This window comes from Lishizhenia tianjinensis (assembly GCF_900116425.1).
In the GTDB taxonomy this organism is placed as follows: Bacteria; Bacteroidota; Bacteroidia; order Flavobacteriales_D; family Crocinitomicaceae; genus Lishizhenia; species Lishizhenia tianjinensis.
The window spans coordinates 842,939-866,212 of sequence record NZ_FPAS01000001.1 but is presented as its reverse complement, the minus strand read 5'-3'; the positions used below and the strand labels follow the sequence as shown (position 1 = coordinate 866,212).

The 23,274-nt window shown below is 38.5% G+C and carries 23 protein-coding genes; 1 reads left to right on the top strand and 22 read right to left on the bottom strand.

All coding sequences use genetic code 11. The features are described from left to right. The first annotated feature begins 22 nt into the window (after window positions 1-22). A complete protein-coding gene (locus BM327_RS04105) occupies window positions 23-3,514 on the top strand; it encodes a T9SS type A sorting domain-containing protein (RefSeq protein ID WP_090246628.1) in 3,492 nt (1,163 codons plus the stop codon). 87 nt (window positions 3,515-3,601) lie between these two features. Here the strand turns inward: BM327_RS04105 and BM327_RS04100 are convergent, their stop codons facing one another. The 22 genes from BM327_RS04100 to BM327_RS04000 all read right to left on the bottom strand — a co-directional run bounded on the left by BM327_RS04100 (window position 3,602) and on the right by BM327_RS04000 (window position 23,214). Continuing rightward, complete coding sequence (locus BM327_RS04100) at window positions 3,602-4,114, bottom strand: DUF3124 domain-containing protein (RefSeq protein WP_090246626.1); 513 nt, start codon at window positions 4,112-4,114, stop codon at window positions 3,602-3,604. A gap of 238 nt (window positions 4,115-4,352) precedes the next feature. Next, window positions 4,353-5,246: a cysteine synthase CysM gene (gene cysM / locus BM327_RS04095; protein ID WP_090246624.1), complete on the bottom strand. Its 894-nt coding sequence runs from the start codon at window positions 5,244-5,246 to the stop codon at window positions 4,353-4,355. Next, window positions 5,233-5,982: a serine O-acetyltransferase EpsC gene (epsC, locus tag BM327_RS04090; protein WP_090246623.1), complete on the bottom strand. Its 750-nt coding sequence runs from the start codon at window positions 5,980-5,982 to the stop codon at window positions 5,233-5,235. Before epsC ends, cysM begins: the two co-directional genes overlap by 14 nt. Before the next feature lie 5 nt (window positions 5,983-5,987). Beyond that, entirely contained in the window at window positions 5,988-6,308 is a 321-nt protein-coding gene (locus tag BM327_RS04085; RefSeq protein ID WP_090246621.1) for a 2Fe-2S iron-sulfur cluster-binding protein, read from the bottom strand. A gap of 1 nt (window position 6,309) precedes the next feature. Then, window positions 6,310-7,356 (bottom strand): NAD(P)/FAD-dependent oxidoreductase, encoded by a 1,047-nt coding sequence (locus BM327_RS04080; RefSeq protein WP_090246619.1) that lies wholly within the window; start codon window positions 7,354-7,356, stop codon window positions 6,310-6,312. A 4-nt stretch (window positions 7,357-7,360) separates the two neighbouring features. Further along, window positions 7,361-7,945, bottom strand: coding sequence for a precorrin-2 dehydrogenase/sirohydrochlorin ferrochelatase family protein (locus tag BM327_RS04075; protein WP_090246617.1), 585 nt, complete (start codon window positions 7,943-7,945; stop codon window positions 7,361-7,363). Next, window positions 7,942-8,709 (bottom strand): uroporphyrinogen-III C-methyltransferase, encoded by a 768-nt coding sequence (cobA, locus tag BM327_RS04070; RefSeq protein ID WP_090246614.1) that lies wholly within the window; start codon window positions 8,707-8,709, stop codon window positions 7,942-7,944. Before cobA ends, BM327_RS04075 begins: the two co-directional genes overlap by 4 nt. A gap of 12 nt (window positions 8,710-8,721) precedes the next feature. Beyond that, window positions 8,722-10,809, bottom strand: a complete 2,088-nt coding sequence (locus tag BM327_RS04065) for a HEPN domain-containing protein (protein ID WP_090246612.1) — start codon at window positions 10,807-10,809, stop codon at window positions 8,722-8,724. 10 nt (window positions 10,810-10,819) lie between these two features. Beyond that, the gene (locus BM327_RS04060; protein WP_090246609.1) at window positions 10,820-12,070 is read right to left on the bottom strand and encodes a sulfate adenylyltransferase subunit 1; all 1,251 of its coding nucleotides are present in this window, start codon (window positions 12,068-12,070) and stop codon (window positions 10,820-10,822) included. Window positions 12,071-12,089: 19 nt separating this feature from the next. Next, window positions 12,090-12,992, bottom strand: coding sequence for a sulfate adenylyltransferase subunit CysD (gene cysD / locus BM327_RS04055; protein ID WP_090246607.1), 903 nt, complete (start codon window positions 12,990-12,992; stop codon window positions 12,090-12,092). Between the two features lie 5 nt (window positions 12,993-12,997). Then, window positions 12,998-13,606: a phosphoadenosine phosphosulfate reductase domain-containing protein gene (locus tag BM327_RS04050; RefSeq protein WP_090247610.1), complete on the bottom strand. Its 609-nt coding sequence runs from the start codon at window positions 13,604-13,606 to the stop codon at window positions 12,998-13,000. A gap of 2 nt (window positions 13,607-13,608) precedes the next feature. After that, a complete protein-coding gene (locus BM327_RS04045) occupies window positions 13,609-13,824 on the bottom strand; it encodes a DUF2061 domain-containing protein (RefSeq protein WP_244526190.1) in 216 nt (71 codons plus the stop codon). A gap of 254 nt (window positions 13,825-14,078) precedes the next feature. Then, complete coding sequence (locus BM327_RS04040) at window positions 14,079-14,390, bottom strand: hypothetical protein (protein WP_090246604.1); 312 nt, start codon at window positions 14,388-14,390, stop codon at window positions 14,079-14,081. A gap of 38 nt (window positions 14,391-14,428) precedes the next feature. Then, entirely contained in the window at window positions 14,429-15,742 is a 1,314-nt protein-coding gene (gene nhaA, locus BM327_RS04035) for a Na+/H+ antiporter NhaA (protein WP_090246603.1), read from the bottom strand. A gap of 172 nt (window positions 15,743-15,914) precedes the next feature. Continuing rightward, complete coding sequence (locus BM327_RS04030) at window positions 15,915-16,280, bottom strand: GreA/GreB family elongation factor (RefSeq protein WP_090246601.1); 366 nt, start codon at window positions 16,278-16,280, stop codon at window positions 15,915-15,917. After that, window positions 16,280-17,671, bottom strand: coding sequence for an NAD(P)(+) transhydrogenase (Re/Si-specific) subunit beta (locus BM327_RS04025; RefSeq protein ID WP_090246599.1), 1,392 nt, complete (start codon window positions 17,669-17,671; stop codon window positions 16,280-16,282). Before BM327_RS04025 ends, BM327_RS04030 begins: the two co-directional genes overlap by 1 nt. Next, window positions 17,672-17,980 carry an NAD(P) transhydrogenase subunit alpha part 2 gene (locus BM327_RS04020; protein ID WP_090246597.1) on the bottom strand — a complete coding sequence of 103 codons (309 nt, stop codon included), beginning with the start codon at window positions 17,978-17,980 and terminating at the stop codon, window positions 17,672-17,674. It lies immediately after the preceding gene. Between the two features lies 1 nt (window position 17,981). Then, a complete protein-coding gene (locus BM327_RS04015) occupies window positions 17,982-19,070 on the bottom strand; it encodes a Rossmann-fold NAD(P)-binding domain-containing protein (RefSeq protein WP_090246595.1) in 1,089 nt (362 codons plus the stop codon). Between the two features lie 2 nt (window positions 19,071-19,072). Continuing rightward, window positions 19,073-20,347, bottom strand: coding sequence for a Glu/Leu/Phe/Val family dehydrogenase (locus BM327_RS04010; RefSeq protein ID WP_244526189.1), 1,275 nt, complete (start codon window positions 20,345-20,347; stop codon window positions 19,073-19,075). Between the two features lie 26 nt (window positions 20,348-20,373). After that, on the bottom strand, window positions 20,374-20,625 hold the full coding sequence (locus tag BM327_RS15770; RefSeq protein WP_139230239.1) for a hypothetical protein: 252 nt from the start codon (window positions 20,623-20,625) through the stop codon (window positions 20,374-20,376). Between the two features lie 175 nt (window positions 20,626-20,800). Continuing rightward, on the bottom strand, window positions 20,801-22,120 hold the full coding sequence (locus BM327_RS04005; RefSeq protein ID WP_090246592.1) for a sigma-54-dependent transcriptional regulator: 1,320 nt from the start codon (window positions 22,118-22,120) through the stop codon (window positions 20,801-20,803). A 2-nt stretch (window positions 22,121-22,122) separates the two neighbouring features. Next, a complete protein-coding gene (locus BM327_RS04000; RefSeq protein ID WP_090246589.1) occupies window positions 22,123-23,214 on the bottom strand; it encodes a sensor histidine kinase in 1,092 nt (363 codons plus the stop codon). Window positions 23,215-23,274 lie beyond the last annotated feature (60 nt).

The window sequence follows — 23,274 nt, the reverse complement described above, 5'->3', positions numbered from 1 at the left end:
GTAAAGTCAATAAAACTAGATTATGAAAAAACTATTACCGGCTTTGCTCCTGCTTTTCTTTTGGAGTGAGGGTAGGGCACAAGACACCACTTGGGTTCAAACTTTTACTTGGGATTCTATCTCTACGCGTAGAGCAATTTTTGATTTTCCTCAAGAATTAAATACCAAGCGTTTTGAAAAGGTCTTGATGTATTACAACCTGAAATGTGATCCTGCAACTCCATGGGATAATTACAATTGTGGAGAATGGGATTACCTCGCTTATTCAAGAATTTATGATCATACAGGTGTCATGGATTCTGTTCAAGTAGATGGAAAAGCCTTCGAGGTGAATGCAGCATCTCCAAGTACACAGAATTACGATGCAGTTACAGGTGCCTTGATTAATCACACCGTAAACTACGATCAATATAGAAGGTCAAATGCAACTTTGGTGAATCACCAAGTGCTTCAAGGAAACGTTTCCTCTATTTATCCTGTAAATCAGGGACCAACGTCAGGACAACGTTTTCAAATGATTATTACTGCGAGTGAATTAACTGCGGCAGGATTATCAGCAAATGATGATTTACAGTCTTTAACCTTGAACGGTACAGCTGCAAATACTTCTGCTGAATTATCTGGTTTAACCATTCAACTTAAAAGTACAACAGATACAGACATTACAGCATGGCACACGACTGGTTTTACAGAAGTTTATAATGCTAAAAGAGGTAATGGAACAAACGATGACGCTCCTTTGATTACAGGGGATAATGAATTTTTGTTTTATCAACCTTTCACTTGGAATGGTACAGACAATATCATCGTTGAATTTGAACACAGCGATGCCGGACAAACTTCAAATGCCTTTACAAGTTTTGGAGTAAATGGTACAGGTAACTTATCTGCTGCTTATCCACGACAAAATGGAGTTTATCAATCGGCTGTAGATAATTATGCCATTTCTGAAGTTTCAGATATAGATTTAGGTGCTGAAGTAACGGTTGCGTTTTGGGCGAAAGGTGAAGGTTCATACGGAACGAAAAATTCAGTTTTTGAAGCTTATGATGTTGATGGAAATAGAATTCTTAATGTTCATTTTCCTTGGGACAACAATGAATTGATGTTCCATGCTGGAGCAACTGCTCAAAACGATAGAATTGCGAAAACGGTTAATTCATCTGTAGTTGACGGTTCTTGGAATCACTGGGCTTTCGTTAAGAATGCCAATGATGGTACAATGAAAATTTACAGAAACGGTACTCTATGGCATCAAGGTTCAGGTCTAACACGTGAAATCGGAATGATGCACCGTTTGGTTATTGGTGCAAACAGAAATAAACTTCTCGGTTGGAAAGGAAAATTAGACGAATTCCAGATGTGGAATGTAGCCTTAGATGCTGCAACAATTGGTGCTTGGTACAATAAATCGATTACTAGCGCGCACCCAAATTTTGCGGATTTATTGGTTTATCACAATTTTGATGATGTAGCCTACGCAACAGATGCTTCGAACAACGATCATTTGATGATGCCGAACAGAAAAGGTGATTTTGATTTTACGCAAATGCCAGTTGTGAGTCCAGAGCTTTCTTCGTTTAGACCATCTATTAGTTTTGGTACGGGTACGGTTGCTGGAGCAATGGTAACTGAAACAAACTTTAAATACATTCAAAAAGAGCCATCTGTGATTTTTGAGTATACTCCAGTGAACAGAAGATTTATCATTTCTAACGCATTTGTTGCTAACGACGAAGGCTTTGTTTTCGAGTACGATACGGACGGATCAACGGTGTTGAACCAAACACAGATTGGAACTTCTTCTACCATTTCAAACAACGACATAGTATACTATGAAGAGCCTTTTGAGATCTTGGAAATGTACGAAATCGGTCGTTTCATTACTCCTTATGGTATTGGATTCGATTTAGGTCCAAACGGATTTACTTGGGTGTATGATGTAACAGATTACCAACAATTGTTGAAGAACTCAGTAGATTTCATGGCGCACAATACACAGGAGTTAATAGATGTCAAGTTTGCATTTATTGAGGGTATACCACCGCGTGACGTACACAACGTAGAGCGTGTATGGGGAAGTGCCAAGCAATATAACTATGGTAACTTAATTGATGATGTGGACCTTTCTGCGAAAAACATTCTTCTTTCAGATACTTCAGATCAATTCAAATTAGTAACACGTATAACAGGTCATGGTCATTACGGTCAACAAACAAACTGTTGTGAATGGTCTCCAAAAGATCATAAAATCTTAGTGGATGGTGTGGAACGTTTTACTTGGGATATTTGGCAAGAAACAGAATGTGGAGATAATCCAAATATAGGACAAGGTGGAACTTGGCCATACGCTCGTGAAGGATGGTGTCCTGGAGATATGGTGAAGGATCACGGTCATGAATTAACACCTTACGTTACACCAGGTACCAATGTATCTATCGATTATGATATTTCTGGTGTATACAACGGAGATCAAACCGAAAGAGGTGGTAACTATGTAATGGCAACGCATTTGGTGTCTTACGGTGCTCCTAACTTCCAAAGAGATGCAGCTATTGTAGACATCTTAAACCCTAACTCTAACGAGTTGTACAGCAAATGGAACCCAACTTGTTCTAATCCACGCGTAATCATTCAAAATACGGGGTCAGACAATTTAACGTCTTGTACAATCTTAATTTGGATGTCTTACGGTGATAACATTGAATACCAATGGACAGGTAATTTAGGATTCTTAGAAAAAGAAGTTGTTGAGATTCCAGTTACAAATAATAACTGGTGGAATAGCTACCACGGTGATATGAAATTCAATGCGCAAATTATCAATGTGAACACTACAGATGATTGGCAAGATGAATACATGAACAACAACTACATGGCCGTTGATGTTGAAGCACCTGAAACAGTAAATGATCCTTTCTTTATTTGGTTCCAAACCAACAACAAAGCAAGTGAAAATAGCTACAAGTTGGTTGACGCACAAGGAAATGTAATTTTTGAAAGAACATCTTTACAAAACAATACGGAGTACAAAGATACGTTTGACTTAGCCGTTGGATGTTACAGTGTTATTCTAGAAGATTCTGATTCTGATGGAATTGGTTTCTGGTACTCTAACCAAGTTGAAGGAGAAACTTACGGTGGATTTAGATTACGTAAAGTAGGAGGATTCATTTTTGAAACCTTCCCAACTGATTTCGGTAACTACCACAGATATGATTTCTCTGTAGGTATGACTGTAGGAACTGAAGAGGTTGAAAAAAATGTAGTTTTCGAATTGTACCCTAATCCTACGGATGGTTTATTTGAATTGACTTTATCAGGACCTATTGGTGAGGAAACAGATATCCAAATTTATAGTGTTTCTGGTAACTTAGTGTATTCTTCAAGCATGAATACAAAAGGAAATATAGGACAAACCCAAGTTGATTTATCTCACGTTGATGCAGGAATGTACATCGTTAAATTAATTTCTTCTACAGGTGTTTATACCAAAGAAGTTATCGTGAAATAACGATGAATTTTAGAATTAAAAAAGGGAGGTTCGTACGAACCTCCCTTTTTTTGTGCTGTTTAGGCTAATATTTTAACAGTTGTAGAATTATTTTAAGTTAATCCCTTCTGTTCTAAAAGATATACCTTGTTGTCCAGAGGTTGAAATCATAACGGCTTCGAAATGTGGTTTATTTGCGGGAGTATACCATTCGAAAATAAAGTTACCACCCGTACCTCCTTCTTGATCCGCTTCGTTTATAATGATTTCTAGAGTTTCCAAGGGTCCCATTCCTACAGGATAGTTAAAATAAGTACGTACAGGATTACCTTTAGTGTCGTGATAAATCGCTTTAGTGATGTATAAACTATCTTCTAAGTTAACATTACGCATACTTACGGTGGCTGTTAGATTATGCGTTCTATGTTCGGTTTGAGAATAGATACTGGAATAAACAGAAAGGTGTGTACTCCCTTTCAATAAAAGGCTATCGTTCAGGATAAGGTCTACTTTCTTTTGTTCAAATTGTATGTTTTTTGGCTCCTTAATATTGGTTTGAGAACTACACCCCAAGAGGCTAATACAAGGAAGGAGAAGTAAGTAAAATAATTTCGTTTGCATAGGATTTTGCTTTCTATAAAGTTAGGGTTTAATCCTAAATATTTAGGTTGTTCTCAACCCCAATGAAAAAAATATTATCTTCGTGGCATAATTAACGCTTAAAATTTGCCACCCCTCAAATTCATTATACAAGCACACATATAAAAAGTTTATTATCTCAGATTTGAGATTTTAATTCAACAATGACTACGAAAAAAAGCACGCATTAACTTACGTGCTTTTTTTTTGATTTAAACTCCTATATTTTCATAAAGTCAGAAGACAAATACCTATCTCCACGATCACAAATGATGGCTACAACCACACCCTGCTCAAGTTTTGAAGCTACTTGAAGTGCAGTCGCTACCGCGCCTCCGCTACTTATACCTACAAACAAACCTTCTTTTTGTGCAAGTAATTTCACAGTGTTTTTAGCTACTAATTCACTTACCGGAATTACTTCGTCCAAGCGTTCCGGGTCAAAGAAAAGGGGAGTATAAGAGGGTTCCCATTTACGGATTCCAGGTATGGACGAACCTTCCGTAGGTTCTGTACCAATAATTTGAATAGTTGGGTTTTGTTCTTTTAAGTAAGTAGAAACACCCATAACGGTACCTGTTGTTCCCATGGCAGAAACAAAATGGGTGATTTCACCGTCTGTGTCTTTCCAAATTTCTGGTCCAGTTGTTTTATAATGTGCCTTCCAGTTGTCATCATTTCCAAATTGATTGAGTATATGATAACCTTTTTCATCCCTTAGCTTTAAGGCTAAATCTCGAGAACCTTCAATACCTTCAGCTTGTGGGGTAAGTATAAGTTCAGCACCATAGAAACGCATGGTAGAAATGCGTTCTTGTGTGGCATTTTCTGGCATCACCAATTTCATGTTTAAGCCCATGAGTTGCGCAATAAAAGCTAGGGCAATACCTGTGTTTCCACTGGTAGCTTCCACCAAAATATCACCTTGTTTGATATCACCCCGTTTCAATGCTTCAGCAATCATGTTATAAGCAGCTCTATCTTTAACACTTCCTCCAGGGTTGTTTCCCTCTAATTTCACCAACACTTTTACGTTTTTGTTCTTTTGTAAATGTTGCAATTCTACCAAGGGAGTATTTCCAATTTGGTCCAGGATGTTGCTATATTCTTTCATTTTTATGAATTTTTATCTCTGATTTGTATTGTACTATGGAATTTTTAGGAACAGATTCACTGATCCATACATTGGCTCCGATAATAGAATTTTCACCAATAACAACCTCTCCTCCAAGTATAGTGGCATTCGCATAAATGGTCACATTATCTTCTACCGTCGGGTGACGTTTGGTTTTAGCAAGTTGCTTTTTTACCTGTAGTCCACCCAGGGTTACTCCTTGGTATATTTTTACACGATTTTTAATGATAGTAGTTTGTCCAATCACCACTCCTGTTCCGTGATCTATATAAAAAGGAACACCAATTTGCGCTCCAGGATGTATGTCTATACCTGTGGTTCTATGGGCACATTCGCTCATCATTCGGGCAAAAGTGTAGAGCTCCATTTCATAAAGTTTATGTGCCAAACGATACACCACTATGGCGTAGAAGCCCGGGTAAGCTAAATAAACCTCTTCCAAAGAATGAACGGCAGGATCTGTCTTTTCAAATTCTAGGGCATCTTGGTCTAAATCTTTGCGAATGGAGGTGAATTGCGAAGATAAGTCCTCCCAAAGCGCAAGACTATTACTTGTTTTCGTGCGTTCATTTATGGCGTGAAACAAAGCCTCACTGGCTGAGTAATGTGTTGCTCCTTGGGGCCAAACAAAGATGTTTTCATACAAGGAGTCTGTAAATAGATTGACCAGTTTGATCAATGATGTATCGTAGGATATTAATTTTTCTGTTTTCATTTTCTTTAATATTCTGGTGCCAATTCCAGAACTAATCCATCCATATCTTTGGTAATGGGGAGTTGACAACCTAAGCGACTATTTTCTTTTACATAAAATGCTTCTGAGAGCATAGCTTCCTCGTCGTCTGTAGACGGAGGCAATGTGTGATCTGACAACACATAACATTGACAGGATGCGCAGAGGGCCATACCTCCACACGTTCCTTCAACGGGTAGCGCATAAGATTTACAAAGCTCCATAATGTTCATCGCCATATCAGTAGGGGCGAGTAGATCGTGAGCTTTTCCATCACGATCTTTAATTGTAATTGTGATATCTTCCATTTTATATCGCTTCTACAACGGCTTTTTCGGCTTCTTTTCTTGAACCATCAAAACCGTCAATTCCACTTACTGTGGTGTATTTAAGTACATTTCTTTTTCCTGGGTTGATGTGTTGAAAGGCCGATTGACACATCAATGTAGCTTCGTGAAAACCACAAAGAATTAACTTCAATTTTCCTGGATATGTATTGACATCTCCAATGGCGTAAATTCCAGGAACATTGGTTTGATAGTCAAACGTATTCACCTTTATGGCGTTGTTTTCTATCTCTAAGCCCCAGTTGGCGATAGGCCCTAATTTTGGCGATAACCCAAACAATGGAATGAAATGATCGGTTACTATTTCTCTTTCTTCACCCTTGCTAGAAATGGTTATTCCTTCAAGTTTTTCAGCCCCATGTAAGGCATCAACCTCTGCCGGAGTGATGATTTCAATTTTACCTTCATTTTTTAATTCTCGAAGTTTTTCTACAGAATCCAACGCTCCTCTAAATTCATTGCGACGATGTATAAGTTTTACCTCCTTGGCAATATCCGTTAAGTAAATACTCCAGTCTAAGGCAGAATCTCCACCTCCGGCGATTACTACTTTTTTATCTCTGTAGATCTCAGGATTTTTAATGAAATAGTTCACCCCCTTATCTTCGTATTTTTCTATGCCTTCTAAAGGTGGTTTACGCGGCTCAAAAGAACCCAATCCACCAGCGATAGCAATAACTTTAGCCTTGTGTTCAGTTCCTTTGTTGGTCCTTACTATAAAACTTCCATCCTCTAATTTTTCAATCGTATCTGCGCGTTCTCCTAAAGTAAAGCCGGGTTGGAACTGTTCACTTTGCTTTAATAAATTCTTGGTTAAATCTCCGGCAAGTATTTCGGGAGAACCTGGAATGTCATAAATCGGTTTCTTTGGATATAACTCAGAACATTGTCCGCCTGGTTGGGGCAAAGCATCAATCAGATGACATTTCATTCGCAATAATCCAGCTTCAAAAACCGCAAATAAACCTGTTGGACCTGCACCTATAATTAAAATATCTGTTTCTATCATCTTATTATTTTTTGTGAAGTAAGTCGGCAGTTACTTCGTTTAATTGTTTCACTTTTTGGCTGAAATCACCTTTCAACTCTTTTCTATATGTGTTTAAATTCAAAATCAATTCGTCCATCTCTTCTGGAAGAAAATCCTCGAAGAATTCGCGCAAACGTTTGGCAAGGGTTGGAGATTTTCCATTAGTGGAGATCCCTAGTTTTAAATTCCCTTTGGAAACAATTCCTCCTAAATAGTAATCACACAGGTAGGGGGTATCTGCCACGTTTACTAAGATTTGCTTGGACTTACAATCATCATAAATACCTTGATTCACCATTTGGTTATTGGTAGCTGCAATTACGATTTGAATGTTTTGAAGTACATTAGAATGATAAGCGCCAATATGAAGGGGAATGTTATGTCGCAAGCCCAATTCTTCCACTTCTGCTAGGTAATTCTTAGCTAATAATTTAACCTTAGCTTTTGGACTCGACTTGAGTAAAAAACTCAGTTTTTCCAAGGCAACATTTCCTCCTCCTACGATCAGTATGTTTAACTCTTCAGCTTTCAGGAAAATAGGGAAGAGTTCGTTGGTTTCTTTTCTCATGCTATCAAGCTGTTAAAGGCATGTTCTGCCTGAATTTGTAATATGCGTTCGCGTTGATTTACTACTTCACCCAAAACGATGATTGCGGGGTTGGTTAGCTTATTGTTGCGAACAACTTCGATTATATTTTTCACCCTTCCCACTCCAATTTTTTCATGAGGGGTTGTGCCGTTTTGGATGATGGCAACAGGAAGCTCTGATTTACCGACCTTTTCAAAAATTTGAACAATTTCTGGTAGGTGCGACATGCCCATGAGAATTACTATAGTAGCAGTAGATCTGGCAGCAAGTGCAACGTCGTCAGATAGTTTTTTGTTTTTCGTCGTTCCTGTAATCACCCAAAAACTCTCGGCATTTCCCCGTAGTGTAAGGGGGATGTTTTGTCCGCTTGCAACGGCCAAGGCAGAAGAAATACCGGGTACACTTTCGGTTTCCAAATTGTATAAACTGGCGTACACTAGTTCTTCTGTACCTCTCCCAAAGACAAAGGGATCCCCACCTTTCAAACGAACAACGTGTCCATGCGTATAGGCCTTTTGGACAATCATTTCGTTGATTTCATCCTGAGAGTAGCGTGCATATCCTTTGCGTTTTCCAACGAAAACGATTTCAGCGGCGTGCTCAGCATAGGTCAATAAAGATTCATTTACCAATGCGTCGTATAAAACAACATCGGCATTTTTGAGTGCATCTATGGCTTTTAGGGTGAGTAAACGAGGGTCACCCGGACCTGCACCAACAACAGTCAATTTCGGAGTCTTCATTATTCATTATTTTCATTTTGTTTTCTTCTTTTCATGATAAGAGCGAACTAGTTCTAAGAAGTCGACAGCGTTTTGTAAATAGTGTTCTGCAAATTCCTTTTCAGGAGCGTTTTCTTTAATTTGATACACAAGGGTTGCAAAGTCTTGCTTTAGCGAAATTGCGTCCGTTTCATTGATAAAATCATCAAAGCCAGTAACAATAGAACTTTGTGCATTGGTTTTTTTACCCTCAGCCAATAAAATTGCTTTAGCTGAATTCAACAAGGCACTGTAAGCATGATAAATTGCATCTGCATATTTGGCTTCTTTTAAAGCTTTTTCTCCTGCACTAATCTTTTCTTCACTTTCTAGAAAAAGCGTTGCAATTAAATCAATAACAACACCGGCACATTCTCCTATACCTATGGCTTGAACGTATTTTTCATTGCTTCCCCAATCCAAGAAATCTTCTGCAATTAAATTGTCTGTTTGTGCTAAATCCTTTAATAAATCGTAGAAGTATTTCTGTTCCTTTAAGGCATAGTATTCAGCAAACTTTTTTCCCTGGCCATTTGCCTTATAATCCAACAAAATTCTACGCAAGGCTTCTGGACCTCTTTTACTAGGGATTTTTATCACCTTATCTGCAAAAGTTGCTTTGCGATCTCCTAAGTTTCCACCACCGAGTAATACTTGTAGGGCAGGAGCGTGTAACTTGTCTTTTGTTTTTATAGACATGCCTTGGAAACCTATGTTGGCCATGCTGTGTTGACCGCATGCATTCATACATCCGCTAATTTTAATGACCAAATCCGTAGTTTTTATCAATTCATCGAATTCAGCATATAAGACGCGTTCTAGTTCTGTAGCGATACCTGTGCTACTAGCAATTCCCAAGTTACACGTGTCGGTTCCCGGACAAGCAGTGATGTCTACCACTTTATTGTAACCAACATCAGCCAATCTCATCTCTTTTAATTTTGAGTAGAAAAAAGCCAATCCTTCCTCGGCTACAAAAGGAATTAATAAGTTTTGACGCAAACTCAAGCGCAATTGTCCTGCAGCATAATCTTCGGCTAAATCGGCCAATTTTCTGGCTTGATCCGTATAAAAATCTCCCAAGTGAACCTTTAAACCTATGGTGTAAAAACCATCTTGTTTTTGTTGAATTACATTACTTTCCTTCCATGCTTGAAAGTGATCAATGTTTCCGATTTCAACTTTTGGAAAATCAACCTTAGTCACCTTCAAATCAGGTAAACCTTCAACAACGATAGGAAAGTTGTGAAAAGGAAGTGCCTTTTGTTCTTCTTCTACTAATTGAATAAAGGCCTCTAATCCCAAATCTTTGATTAAAAACTTTAACCGTGCCTTTGCTCTACTTTTTCGTTCTCCGTGTCTGTCAAATATCCTAACAACTCCTTCCATTAACGGAATGATTTGGTCTGTAGGAAGAAAATCGTACAAAACATCTGCATGTCTGGGTTGTGATCCCAAACCACCGCCTATCATCACTTTAAAACCTCTTGTTTCACCATTCTTTTTAGCGATGAAACCTAAGTCGTGCATGTAAGACAAACCAGTATCTTCATCCGAAGAAGAGAAGGAGACCTTAAACTTTCGTCCCATTTCCTGCCCAATTGGATTGCGCAAGAAGTATTTGAAAATAGCTTCGGCGTAAGGTGCCACATCAAAAGCTTCCTTAGGATCTAAACCTGTCAATTCTGAAGCTGTAATATTTCTTACTGTGTTTCCACATGCTTCTCTAAGGGTAATATCATCTTTTTCCAACTCTGCCCATAATTCTGGGGTTCTATCTAAAGCTACGTGATGAATTTGGATGTCTTGACGTGTTGTAATGTGCAATCGTCCTCTCGAGTATTCATCAGATACATCGGCAATTCTTCGAAGTTGAGCGCTTGTAAGTTGACCATAAGGAAGCTTTATGCGTATCATTTGTACACCCGGTTGACGTTGACCGTAAATTCCTCGGGCTAAGCGCAGACTTCTAAATTTTTCCTCGTCAATTTTACCGTGTTTGAATTGTTCAATTTTAGTGGCTAACTCAATTATATCTTGCTCAACTAGTGGGTTTTCTATTTCTGTTCTAAAACTTTGCATCTCTATTTTCTTAGGCCTGTATAAAGCCAACACCAACCGTATGATTTGTTGTATTATCTATGAGGATAAAAGAACCGTTGGTGCGGTGTTCCTCAAAGGGATCACTGTATATGGCTTTATTCAATTTCAGTTTAATTTTTGTGATGTCATTCATGTTGACTTGCTCCACATTTTCATCTATTCCGCTGAAGTCCGTATTTATTTTGTGCTGAACTTCGGTAACCACAGCCAATACTTTGTTTACACCGTGTTGCAGAGTATACTTATTGCGAAGAGCTAAACTCTTGTTGTCCATCCAACACACGATAGCCTCAACTTCTTTAGATATAGTTGGGATTTCATTGGCTTTTACCAACATGTCACCACGACTCACATTGATTTCATCTTCCAGCGTTATAGACACAGATGACCTTCTTGCAGCGGTATCATATTTCTCGTTGTAGAAATAGATATCTTTAATTCTTGACTTTTGTTGAGAAGGCAGGGCAATTACCTCATCACCGCGATGTAAATCCCCACCATATACTTTTCCTGCAAAAGCCCTGAAATCATGGAATTCTTCTGTTTTTGGTCGAATGACCATTTGCACAGGGAAGCGTGGAGTACCGGTGTTGTAGATTTTTTCTTGCGTAAGTGATTCAAAATGATCCAAAACACTACCTCCTGTATACCAAAGCATTTGTGTAGAACCATTTACCACATTGTCTCCGTGTAAAGCACTGACGGGTATAAAGCTTATGTTTTGTTCTGTGTAATTGCTTTTGGCATTCAATGCTTCAAAATTACGTTTGATTTCGTTGAAAACCTCTTCAGAATAATCTACCAAGTCCATCTTGTTAATGGCTACCACCACATCCTTTACACGCAGTAAATTATTGATGAAAAAGTGTCTGTAAGTTTGTTCCGTTACCCCTTTTCTAGCATCTATAAGTATGATGGATGCCTGAGAAGTTGAAGCACCAGTAACCATGTTTCTGGTGTATTCTACGTGACCAGGAGTATCTGCAATAATGTAGCTTTTACTCGGTGTAGAAAAGTAAATGTGTGCCACATCTATAGTAATTCCTTGCTCGCGTTCGGCTACCAAACCATCCGTTGCTAATGAGAAATCCAAATAGTCGTAACCCTTTTGTTTACTGGTTCTTTCTATGGCTTCTAGCTTATCGAGTGTAAGCGATTGTGTATCGTATAATATTCTTCCGATGAGGGTACTTTTACCATCATCTACGCTACCGGCTGTAGCTATTTTTAAAACTTCCATTTTATTTTGAATTCTTTGTTTAGAAATATCCTTGTTGTTTTCTTTTCTCCATGGCCGCCTCAGAGCGTTTATCATCTATTCGGGCGCCTCGCTCAGAAATGGTTGAAACTCTGATTTCTTCAACTACAGTGTCTATATCAGCTGCCTCAGACAATACTGCCGCTGTACAGCTCATGTCTCCCACAGTTCTGAATCTTACTGTGCGTTCTTCTACAATTTCTTCTTCGTCTCTGTATACTTTGTCATCGTCGAATGACCAAATCAAACCGTCTCGTAAAAAGACCTTTCTCTTGTGGGCAAAGTAGATGGATGGAATTTCAATTTTTTCCTTTTGAATATATGACCATACATCTAATTCAGTCCAGTTAGAAATAGGGAAGACTCTTACGTTTTGTCCTAATTCTATTTGTCCATTGAGCATATCAAATAACTCCGGACGTTGGTTCTTTTCATCCCATTGACCAAAATCATCACGAACAGAGAAAATTCGTTCCTTCGCTCTCGCTTTTTCTTCGTCTCTTCTAGCACCTCCTATACAAGCGTCGAATTTGAATTCTTCAATAGCATCTAAAAGGGTAGTGGTTTGTAGTATATTACGTGAAGCATACTTTCCACTTTCTTCCACTACTTTTCCTTCATCTATGGCGTCTTGTACATTACGCACGATGAGTTCTAATCCTAATTCCTCTACCAATGCATCACGGAAAGCAATAGTTTCTGGGAAATTATGTCCCGTATCCACATGCAATAAAGGAAAAGGTATCTTGGCTGGATAAAAGGCTTTTTGTGCCAATCTCACCAAGGTGATAGAATCTTTTCCTCCAGAAAAAAGTAGTACAGGTCGCTCAAATTGTGCAGCTACCTCTCGCAAGATGTAGATGGCTTCATTTTCCAAAGGGTTAATACTTAATGTTGTTTTCATGTTGTTTATTTATGGATTCCACATTCTCTGTTACTCAATAATTTGGTTGGGTCGTAATAGCGTTCTTCGTTTGGAAGTTTATGTGCTTTGAGATAACTGTCTAATTCTTCATCTGACCAATGGTAGAAGGGACTCACCTTTAATACACCATCTTCGGATAAACTCACGATGTCTAAGGTGTCTCTCAAAGCTGTTTGTCCTTTGCGCAAATTGGTAAACCACACGTCAGGTTTATGTTCTTCCATGGCACGTTTAAAGGGTTCTAGCTTTACTTGTTCACTAAACTTGGCATGATTAGGATCATCCAACCCTGGAATTCCAAGTACTACATCTCTGTGGGCAGTGGTTTGCTTGGGAACATAGAGATGGATGTTTAACCCAAGTTGATGAATGAGTTCCTCTGCGTGTTTGTAGGTATAAGAAGTGTTGTACCCGGTATCGCACCAAATGATTTTTAAATCTTGTTTTATCTGCGAGGTGGCGTGTAGAATCGCTGCTTCATAAGGTCTAAAGTTGGTTGTTACCACAGGGCGTTTTGCTGCGTACAGTGCCCATTGTACGATTTCCTTAGGTGACTTATCCCTAAGCTCTTTGTTAATTGCTGTAAGATTCATTTTTATTTTCCCCATTTTATGTTGTTCCAAGCTCTTTCATGAAAGAAGTACAAAAGCATTTTAGTAACCAGTTCTATAGCGCCTATGCTAAAAGCAATGGCTAAGGTTCCTGTGAGTAGGTAGGAGATGAGTACTGTGTCTAGTGTTCCTACTAAGCGCCAGCTGATGGTTTTTGCCAAGCTTCTTTTGATGTCTTCTTTCGGAAGGGTTTGTTCCATTGTTTTTGTATTTAAGTTCATTTTATGCTGAGTATTGAATAAAAAAAGTCCCTTTGATGTATTACCAAAGGGACTTTTAAACCGTGTTTAATTATCGTTCAATTAGGGTAATACAATTCCATTATGTGCGCGCAGCACATTGCCATAAGACAACAACACATTTGGTATGTAGTATTCATTTTTTTAATTCTCAGTTCAAAAAAAACGCCCTTGCTAAGAGCAAAGGCGTTCAAATTTTTATTGGCTTTAAAGCACTATATAATTTTCCCCTTTGCGTACATTTCTATACACATCAAGCAACACATATTGTTCTTGTTATTTGTTTTCACTGGGGCAAATATAGAAGAGTTTTTTTGATGATTCCAAATAGTTTTTAAATATATTTTAAATTCAAAGCCTTTGAAATCAATATATCCTATTAAAATAGTAGGATTTATAGGCTTTGTAGAGTGGTGTATTTTTTTTGTTAATTTTTTATGAAGTAGTTGGTCTGAATGATAAAACCCTATTAAATCACTAGGATAATCATCTTTTAAACCTTTGAGTAAAACAAAAAAGTCTTCCATAGGGGGAAGACTTTTAGTGTGAGAAGGACTATGCTATTTTATGTTTTTTTCGTCTTTATCAAAATGAAATAACCTATAATTCCACAAATTAAAGAAGCTAGAAATACTCCAATTTTAGCCTGGAGAATATACTCCTTATTGGTAAAAGCTAAATCACTTATAAACAAAGACATGGTAAATCCAACACCCGCCAGGGTAGCTGCACCATATAAATGTCGCCAACTTACACCTTTGGGAAGAGCGGCAATACCTAGCTTAACCAAGATTTTTGAAATCACAACTATTCCTAGGAACTTACCGAATACCAAACCGAAAATGACGCCTAAACTTACCGTACTCGTTAAGTCACTTAGAAAGTTATCTGAAAAGGTAATACCTGCGTTGGCTAAAGCAAATACGGGCATAATCACGAAAGCTACCAAAGGGTGCATGGCATGTTCTAGACGTTGTAAAGGCGTCATTGCTGCCTTAGAATAGAACCTGATTTTTTCTAGAATGTGTAATTGATCTGAGGTAATAAGGGAAACATTGTTCGGCGTGGAATTTTCGAATTCGTTGGTGAGGGCATTCATTTTTTGTACGTACTTTTTATCTTGGATTTTAACCTTGGCAGGTATGGTTATGGCGGCCAAAACTCCCGCAATGGTAGCGTGAATTCCAGACATTAAAAAGGCTAACCATAATCCACCTATACCTACTATACCGTAAAATACTGTATTTCGAACGCCCATTAAATTGGCTATGAATAAAATCAATAGGAAGATACCTCCGGCCAATAGACTCATCGTAGAAATATCTGAAGTGTAGAAAAAAGCGATGACAAGCACAGCGCCCAAGTCATCAGCAATGGCCAAGGCTGTTAAAAATACTTTCAGTGAAACCGGAACTTTATCTCCTAAAAGGTAGAGTATTCCCAAGGCGAACGCTATATCTGTAGCCATAGGAATTCCCCATCCATCTGCCGTGTTCCCCGAGGAGTTAAACATTAAATAAATTGCAGCGGGAACAAGCATACCTCCCAAGCCTGCAAATACGGGTAAAATGGCATCTTTAGGTCGAGAGAGTTCACCGCCCATTATTTCTCGTTTAAGTTCTAATCCTACAACAAAAAAGAAGATGGACATTAACCCGTCATTGATCCAGTGGTGCAAAGATTTAGAAACGATGAATTGATCAAAGCCTATGGTAAAGGTTTGTTCCCAAAAGTGATGATATTCTTCTTGAATGGGGGAGTTGGCTAGAATAAGTGCAATTACCGCGGAGGCAAAAAGCAAAATTCCACTGGTAGTTGAGTTACTGATGAATTTGGTTACTGGTATGATTAAAATTTTGTCGATAGGGTCTAACCTCATAATGATGTTTGTTTGAAATAATTTGAATAATTAAGTTGTTATTTGACCTTTTCCTAAAATATAAAAAAAACAACGGTTGGCAGGGAAGTCCAACCGTTGTAAACCACTGGAAGGTAATTACTAATGTCAAGTGTATGCATTCGTTATTTACCAAAAAAACCTTCCAGCTCTGCTACTTCACTTCAGTGATTTCAATCTCTTCGTATATCCCTTCTGATTTCCATATTACTTTATCGCCCTCGCTATACCCAAAGATCGTACAGCCTAGGGTGGAGAGTATGGAAAACTTATTTAGATTTGGATCTGTATCTTGCGGCAATACCAGTTTGATCTTCGTTTTTAAACCAAAGGAGGTTTTAAAGGAGACCAATTTTCCTAAACTGATGGTTTTGGCCGGTAACTCATCATCTTTACAAATTTTACTGTTCTCTAATTTCTCTTTTAAAGTCAAATGGAAACTGTTTAATGTTTTGTTTTCAAAGAGTTTTAAAATCTTGTCTCTTTCTACTTCTTTGACTTTAACTTCTGTTTTAACCATTATCTTTCTTTTAATTCTGTTACTATACTTTCGAGTCCAACTTTGGCATCTGTGAAATACATCGAACTGTTTTCTAAACCGAATACAGGGTTTTGAATGTCTGCATATCCATTGCTCAAACTTCGTTTAATAATCACCACTTTTTGAGCTAAATACGTTTGTATGATGGGCATGCCGTATATGGGACTATTCTCATTTGTTTCTGCAGAGGTATTCACCACGTCATTCGCTCCGATTACAAAACAGAGATCACTTTCAGCTAAGTATTCGTTTCCTTTATCTAGATCTAGTATATCTGCATAAGGGATGTTTGCTTCGGCAAGCAATACATTCATGTGCCCCGGCATTCTTCCTGCCACGGGGTGAATGACAAATTTCACATCTGTATCGTAGGCATTGAGTAGATTTTTCAATTCATAACACGCCTTTTGAGCCTGTGCTATAGCCAAACCATAACCTGGTACAATCGCTACTTTTTTAGCAAGCGTTAAATCGGCTACTATGCTTGCACTTGAGGTTTCTTTAATATCCAACTCTTCGGCCTCGCCTTGTATGTGTATGGCTTTCTTGGCTGTATTGAAAAATATTTTTACAAAGGATTTGTTCATTGCCTTACACATCTGTATGGTTAGGATAACCCCTGTAGCTCCAACGAAAACTCCTAATAATATCATGATGGTGTTTTCAAAGTAGATACCAGAAATTGTGGTCAATACTCCTGTCAATCCGTTTAACACAGAGATGAGCACGGGCATGTCACCACCTCCCACGCCATTCGCAAAGAAAACTCCATAACTCAGACTAAATAACCCGAGGAGCAATACAGATGTTTTCACATCTATAAAAGTGTTGGGTTGTAAACTACTTAGGAAGGTAACACCACTAAGTAAGAGTGTTAACCACATATAGGCATTATTTCCTCTCCAGGCTTTTTTCAATTTCCCTCCAAGTTTAAAGAAGGCAATCATACTTCCTGAAAAAGTAGAGAATCCCATAAAGAGGGAGAGTAGAAGAATTACTTGAGAGCTTTGACTAAGTTCAACATTGGTTTGAAACAAGCTTACCCATCCGATAAGTGCAGCACAGAGTCCACCAAAACCATTAAACAGAGAAACCAACTCTGGCATACGGGTTATCTTAAAGGAGAAGGATATTTTTCTTCCTGCTACTATACCGACTATTAACAGAGCAAGGATGAGTAGGAGTCTGTTCCAATTAAAATCCAAACCTTCTGAGGCATTAAAACCGAGTGTGCTGACTACAGCAGTTATCATCCCTAAAATAAGAAGGGCGTTACCCTTTGAGGCCCTTTTGGGATTTCCCATGTAGACCATTCCTAAGGCAAAGAATGCAGTAGAGAAGAGGTAGCCGAAATTTCCGAATAGTGCCATCTATTTAATTTTTTTTGGTTTGAACATTTTGAGCATGCGGTGGGTAACAAAAAAGCCCCCAGAAACGTTGATTGTTCCAATAAGGACACCTATGCTTGAAATTATTGTGCGCGCGTCAAATGCCGGATCGTATTGCATGAGTTGAAGTATACCTCCAATAATGATGATACCACTAATGGCATTGGAACCGGACATCAGCGGCGTATGTAAAATTGCGGGTACATTGCGTATCACTTCTATACCTATGAGTATACAAAGCAAGACAGTGTATAAGCCATCTATGGGAGATAAATTGAATGAGAATTCCATTTTAGTTTTGTATTAGTCTTGGGTGAACAATTTGACCCCCTTTGGCCACTAAGGCACCTTTGAGAATGTCGTCTTTTTCATCTTTGTCTGCTTGCTTTTCCCAGTGTTTGAGGAAATTGCAAATGTTATTGCCCAAGAGTAGGGAGGACGAATACGCAAGTTGATCGAATAACTCGGAATTCGATACCAGCGCATAATGTTTAGAGATATCTTGCTGTATTACGTTACCTCCCGTACTTGCTGCTAAATCGATAATTATGCTGTCTTTTTTGAGTGCTTTAAGGGCTGCTTCATTAATGAGGATAGGTGCCTTTCTACCCGGAATTCTTGCTGTAGTAATAATGACATCTATGTGCTCACAATTCTTAGCTATGGTATCTTGTACCATTTGATTAAAGTCTTCGCCTTGTTCTATGGCGTAACCACCACTTTCTTGGTCTTCTTTGGCTCCTTCAATTTCTATGAATTTCGCCCCTAAACTTTCCACTTCTAGTTGGGTTTGTTTTCTCACATCAAAGGCAGAAACTACAGCACCCATTCTCTTGGCTGTGGCTATAGCTTGTAAGCCAGCAACACCTACGCCTAACACCAGTACATGCATGGGTTGAAGCGTTCCCCCGGCACCGGCTATCATAGGTGCTACTTTTTTGACTTTGTTTAATCCTTCTATTACTGCTTGGTATCCTGCGAGAGAGGCTAGGCTAGACAATACATCCATAGATTGCGCTAGCGTAGTTCTTGGTAAAAGATCCAAACTGTAGAATTCTAGTTTCTTTTTGTAAAAGCTAAAGTCATCTAAACCATCCAATACATGGTAACAACCAATAACCATATTAGCTTCTGTAAAACTGTTTACAGGTATCTCTGCAGCATAGGAAATAAGTATATCTGCATTTGCTAAAAGCTTTTCTTTGTTTTCAATTATATGTCCGCCATGATGGGCATACTCATCATCGGTGAAACCAGCTTTTAGGCCAGCTCCGCTTTCTATCATAACCGTGTAGTTTACCGCCAGCGCTTTCACGTTCGCTGGCGATAATGCTACTATGTTACGGTCATCCTTTTCTTTTAATAAAGCTATGGATTTCATACCTATGGGAATACCCCTCTTTCTTTGTACGTTTGTTCTAGTTTGGTAAGGGCAACCGCGTAGGCTCCCACTCTCCAATTCACTTTGTATTCTTCTGATTTTTCTAGCATGTGCTGGAAGGCAGTTTCTAATTTATCGGCTATCATTTCTAAAACCGTATCTAACTTCCAGTTTTCACTACGCTTGTTTTGTAGCCACTCGTAGTAACTTCCTATCACACCTCCTGAATTACAAAGGATGTCTGGTATGATGGTAATTCCTCGACTTAGTAATTCTCTTTCGGCATCTATGGTTGTAGGACCGTTAGCTCCTTCAGCGATTACTTGGGCTTTTATTTCATGACAGTTCTCTATCGTAATTTGATTACCTAAGGCTGCGGGAATGATGATGTCACACTCTATTCCAAAGAAGTCTTGAGCCTCCAATACACTTGCATTTTCAAAGCCTTGAACTTGACCTTTGTTTTGCGTTGCATGGGCGTTCAAAGCTTCAGGATCTAAACCTTCTTTGTTGTATAAAGTTGCACTTGCATCTTGTACGGCAATTAGTTTCGCACCTTCTAAGGCTAAGAAGTGAGAAGCCCAGTAACCTACATTTCCAAATCCTTGAACGATGAAAGTTTTCCCTTTTAAATCAACCTTATTTAAGGCTGCCCATAGTTTGATGTTTTTTACAACACCGAATCCTGTAGCTCTGTCACGTCCAACCAAACCTCCAGACCCAACTGGTTTTCCCGTTACCACGTGCATGTTAATTTGACGTACCGTAGGCGACTTAATCGAACAGTAGGTATCTGCTATCCATGCCATGATTTTAGCATTGGTGTTCACGTCGGGTGCAGGTATATCTATGTCTGGTCCTATATTATCTCCTAAGGCATAGGTAAATCTTCGAGTAATTCTTTCCAATTCAGAATTTGAATATTGGTTGGGATCGATTTGAATTCCTCCTTTACCGCCTCCGTAAGGCAAACCTACAAGGGCAGATTTCCAAGTCATCCAAATGGCCAAAGCTCTGGCAGCGTCTATGTCTACAGTAGGGTGGTATCTCAAACCTCCTTTGTATGGACCTAAGGCGTTGTTGTGCTGTACCCTGTATCCCTTAAAAACTTCCACAGTTCCATCGTCTAATTTCACAGGGAAATTCACGAGTATCTCATTGTTGGTATTCATCAAGATTTTACGGATACCAGCATCTAATTTTACAATGTCAGCAGCTTCATTAAATTGACGCAAAACATTTTCATACATTCCCTTCTTTGGGACTGCGCTTTTCATCACTTCCATGTTTATAGGATTTATCATTATTGGTATTCTTCACAGTAAAAAATGAATTCATTTCCACCTCTAAGCGAACAGTTGGCCTGAAAATCACAAAGTGAACAGAGATCAGAAATTCTAGGAGTTGGAGTTGTAATTTGTAGAGTACTTGTTCGATTCACCCCGCTATCAAGCGACTCATGTAATTCACAATTCAACCGTTGAATTCTGTTCTGTTCAGCCTCATGGATACAAGCCAAACTGTGTGCGCAATTGCTGCAAAGAATAGTTTCCATTTTATGTTTTTCCACCTATAGTCAAGTTGGGTGCCAAAACAAGTGGGGAAGGGGTAGTTTCGATGTAAGGCATTGGTAATAAAGGTTTAGTGATTTTGTTGATTTTTAAAGGTCAAAAAAATGAATAAAAAAACCGGGGAGTATTTCCCCGGTTTGGTACAGAATTACTCACCTATTACTTTAGTTTTTCGCGCAGCGTTTTTCTATCAATATCTAATATTTGTGCTGCCTTAGTTTTGTTATTATCACAATGCAACAAAACGCGTTTAATGTATTTAATTTCGTGTTCTTTCAACGTTTCAAAGCTGTCCTTCTCCGGTAGCGTATCGATTTGAGTTTTGATGTGTTGCGGAATTTCGTCTAAACCTATAGCATCATCATGCATGACAACCAAGCGTTGGATGAGGTTTTCCAATTCTCGCACGTTTCCTGGCCAGCTGTAATTCTCAAAAGTGGTGTAAACCCTTGGAGCTATTTTTAAAGGCTTCTTATTGAACTCCTTACTGTATTTTTTATTGAAGAAATTTACCAAAGGTTTAATGTCACCATTTCGTTCTCTTAGTGGAGGGATATTTAAGGAAATGACGTTAAGCCTGTAATACAAATCTTCTCTAAACTGCCCTTTATCGATGAGGTTTTGAAGGTTTACGTTACTGGCAGTAATAATTCTTAAGTCTATCTTCTTGGCCTTGGTATCCCCAATCCTTGTGACTTCTTTTTCTTGAATAACACGTAATAATTTTGCTTGTAATTCTTGCGAAGTATTACTGATTTCATCTAAAAATAAGGTACCGGTATGAGCCGCTTGAAAAAATCCAACTCTATCGGCAATGGCTCCTGTGAAACTCCCTTTAACATGACCAAATAATTCACTTTCTATTAAATTATCTGGTATGGCGCCACAATTTACCGGAACGAAAGGGGAAGCAGAAAAATCACTGTTGTAATGAATGGCACGGGCAATTAATTCCTTTCCCGTTCCGCTTTCACCTGAGATGAGTATGGTAGCTTTGTTGGATTTGGTGCGTTCTATGGTTTTAAAGAGTTCCTGCATTTTAGGAGAAGAGCCAATTATGCCTTGAAACGAGTTCTGAGCTGTAATTTGTGTTTTCTCTTCCTTTAGCGTTTCTTCAGGTAACAAAGAAAATACAGCTTCTTTTAATTCATCCGATGAAAAGGGTTTTACCAAATATTCCAACGCACCGAGTTTCATCACATTAACGGCTGTTTCTAAATTGGGATATCCAGAAATGACGAGTATGGGGAGTTTGGTGAAATGTTCACTGGCGTAACGAATGAGCTGTTCTCCACTCACTTCAGGCATATTGATATCGGTAATCAATACATCAATTTGTGTGGTTTCTAGAATTTCTATTGCATCTATAACATTATCCGAAACAATAGGAATTAAATGAAAACTTTCGAGTTGTCTGCGCAGTAGTTCGAGCATGTCTCTCGAATCGTCTACAATGAGTATGGAGGGTGAGTTTTTCATGCCTAAGCTTTTAATAAAATGATGAATGAACTTCCTTTTCCTAAGGTAGATTCTACTTGTATACTACCGCCGTGTGCCTGCACAATTCCATGGGTTACTGCCAAACCTAAGCCCATTCCAGTATTGGTGTTTTTTGTATAAAAGGGCCTGAACAAAAAGGGGAGTTCATTTTCGGGAATTCCCTTGCCGTTATCCTCTATTTTGAGTCGAATTTCTTGCTGCGATTGTTGCGTGGAAATGGTAATTTCTCCTTTCTTATCTAGCGCATTAATGGCATTGAGTAAAAGGTTAAATATCACCTGCGTAAATTGAACAGGATCCAAACGTAAGTCGGGTATATTTTCTTGTAAATTGAATTTAACGCGAATATCCTTTTCCTTGAGTTGTATACGTAATAAATCCACACATTCCGTAATCAGAGGATTAAGGGCCGTAGGTTTAAATTGAGAAGGCATCTCGCAGGAAAAAAACATTAGTTTCTTAACGATTTCTCTGGCGTGTTTTACAGATTTAATCACCTTATTTAAATCGTGTTCTTGTTGTGCATTAACCTCTGATTGCAACAATAATTCGGAGTACCCCAAAATATTTCCCAAGGGTGTATTGAGCTCATGAGCAACGCCGGCTGTGAGTTCTGAAAGTAGTTTTAAACGATCAGAACTACGCATTTTTTCTTGAATGAGTTTTTCCTTTTGAAGGTTCACATTCAACTCTATTAAACTTGCTACTTCATTGCCGATTTGATTCAACAAAGCTTGTTCTTCCCTTAAAAAGTAAACGTTGTGCATGTTGTTGGGAGAACTTTTAAAATAGACATACAGTTCCCCGTTTAAATCGTTGGTGATTTGCAAGTATACCGATTGGTAATTGCCATCTGTTGGTGCTGTACCTATAGTATTGGGACCGTATTTTAAATAGGCCGCCATGTGTTCAGGAAATTGCCATCCTTTGGGAATTTCCTGTAAAATAAGGTCAAGAGCAACGTCCAACGAGTGTTTCTTTGTACGTACTATGCGCGAAATATTGTAAAGACATTCTAGTTCTTTAACACGTTCGGCTAAATTGATGGAAAGTTGACTGCTGGTAAAGTCCATAGAAATTTTGTTTTGTCCACAAGTAAAATATCCTAGTAGTTAGGTATAGGTCTATGGTGG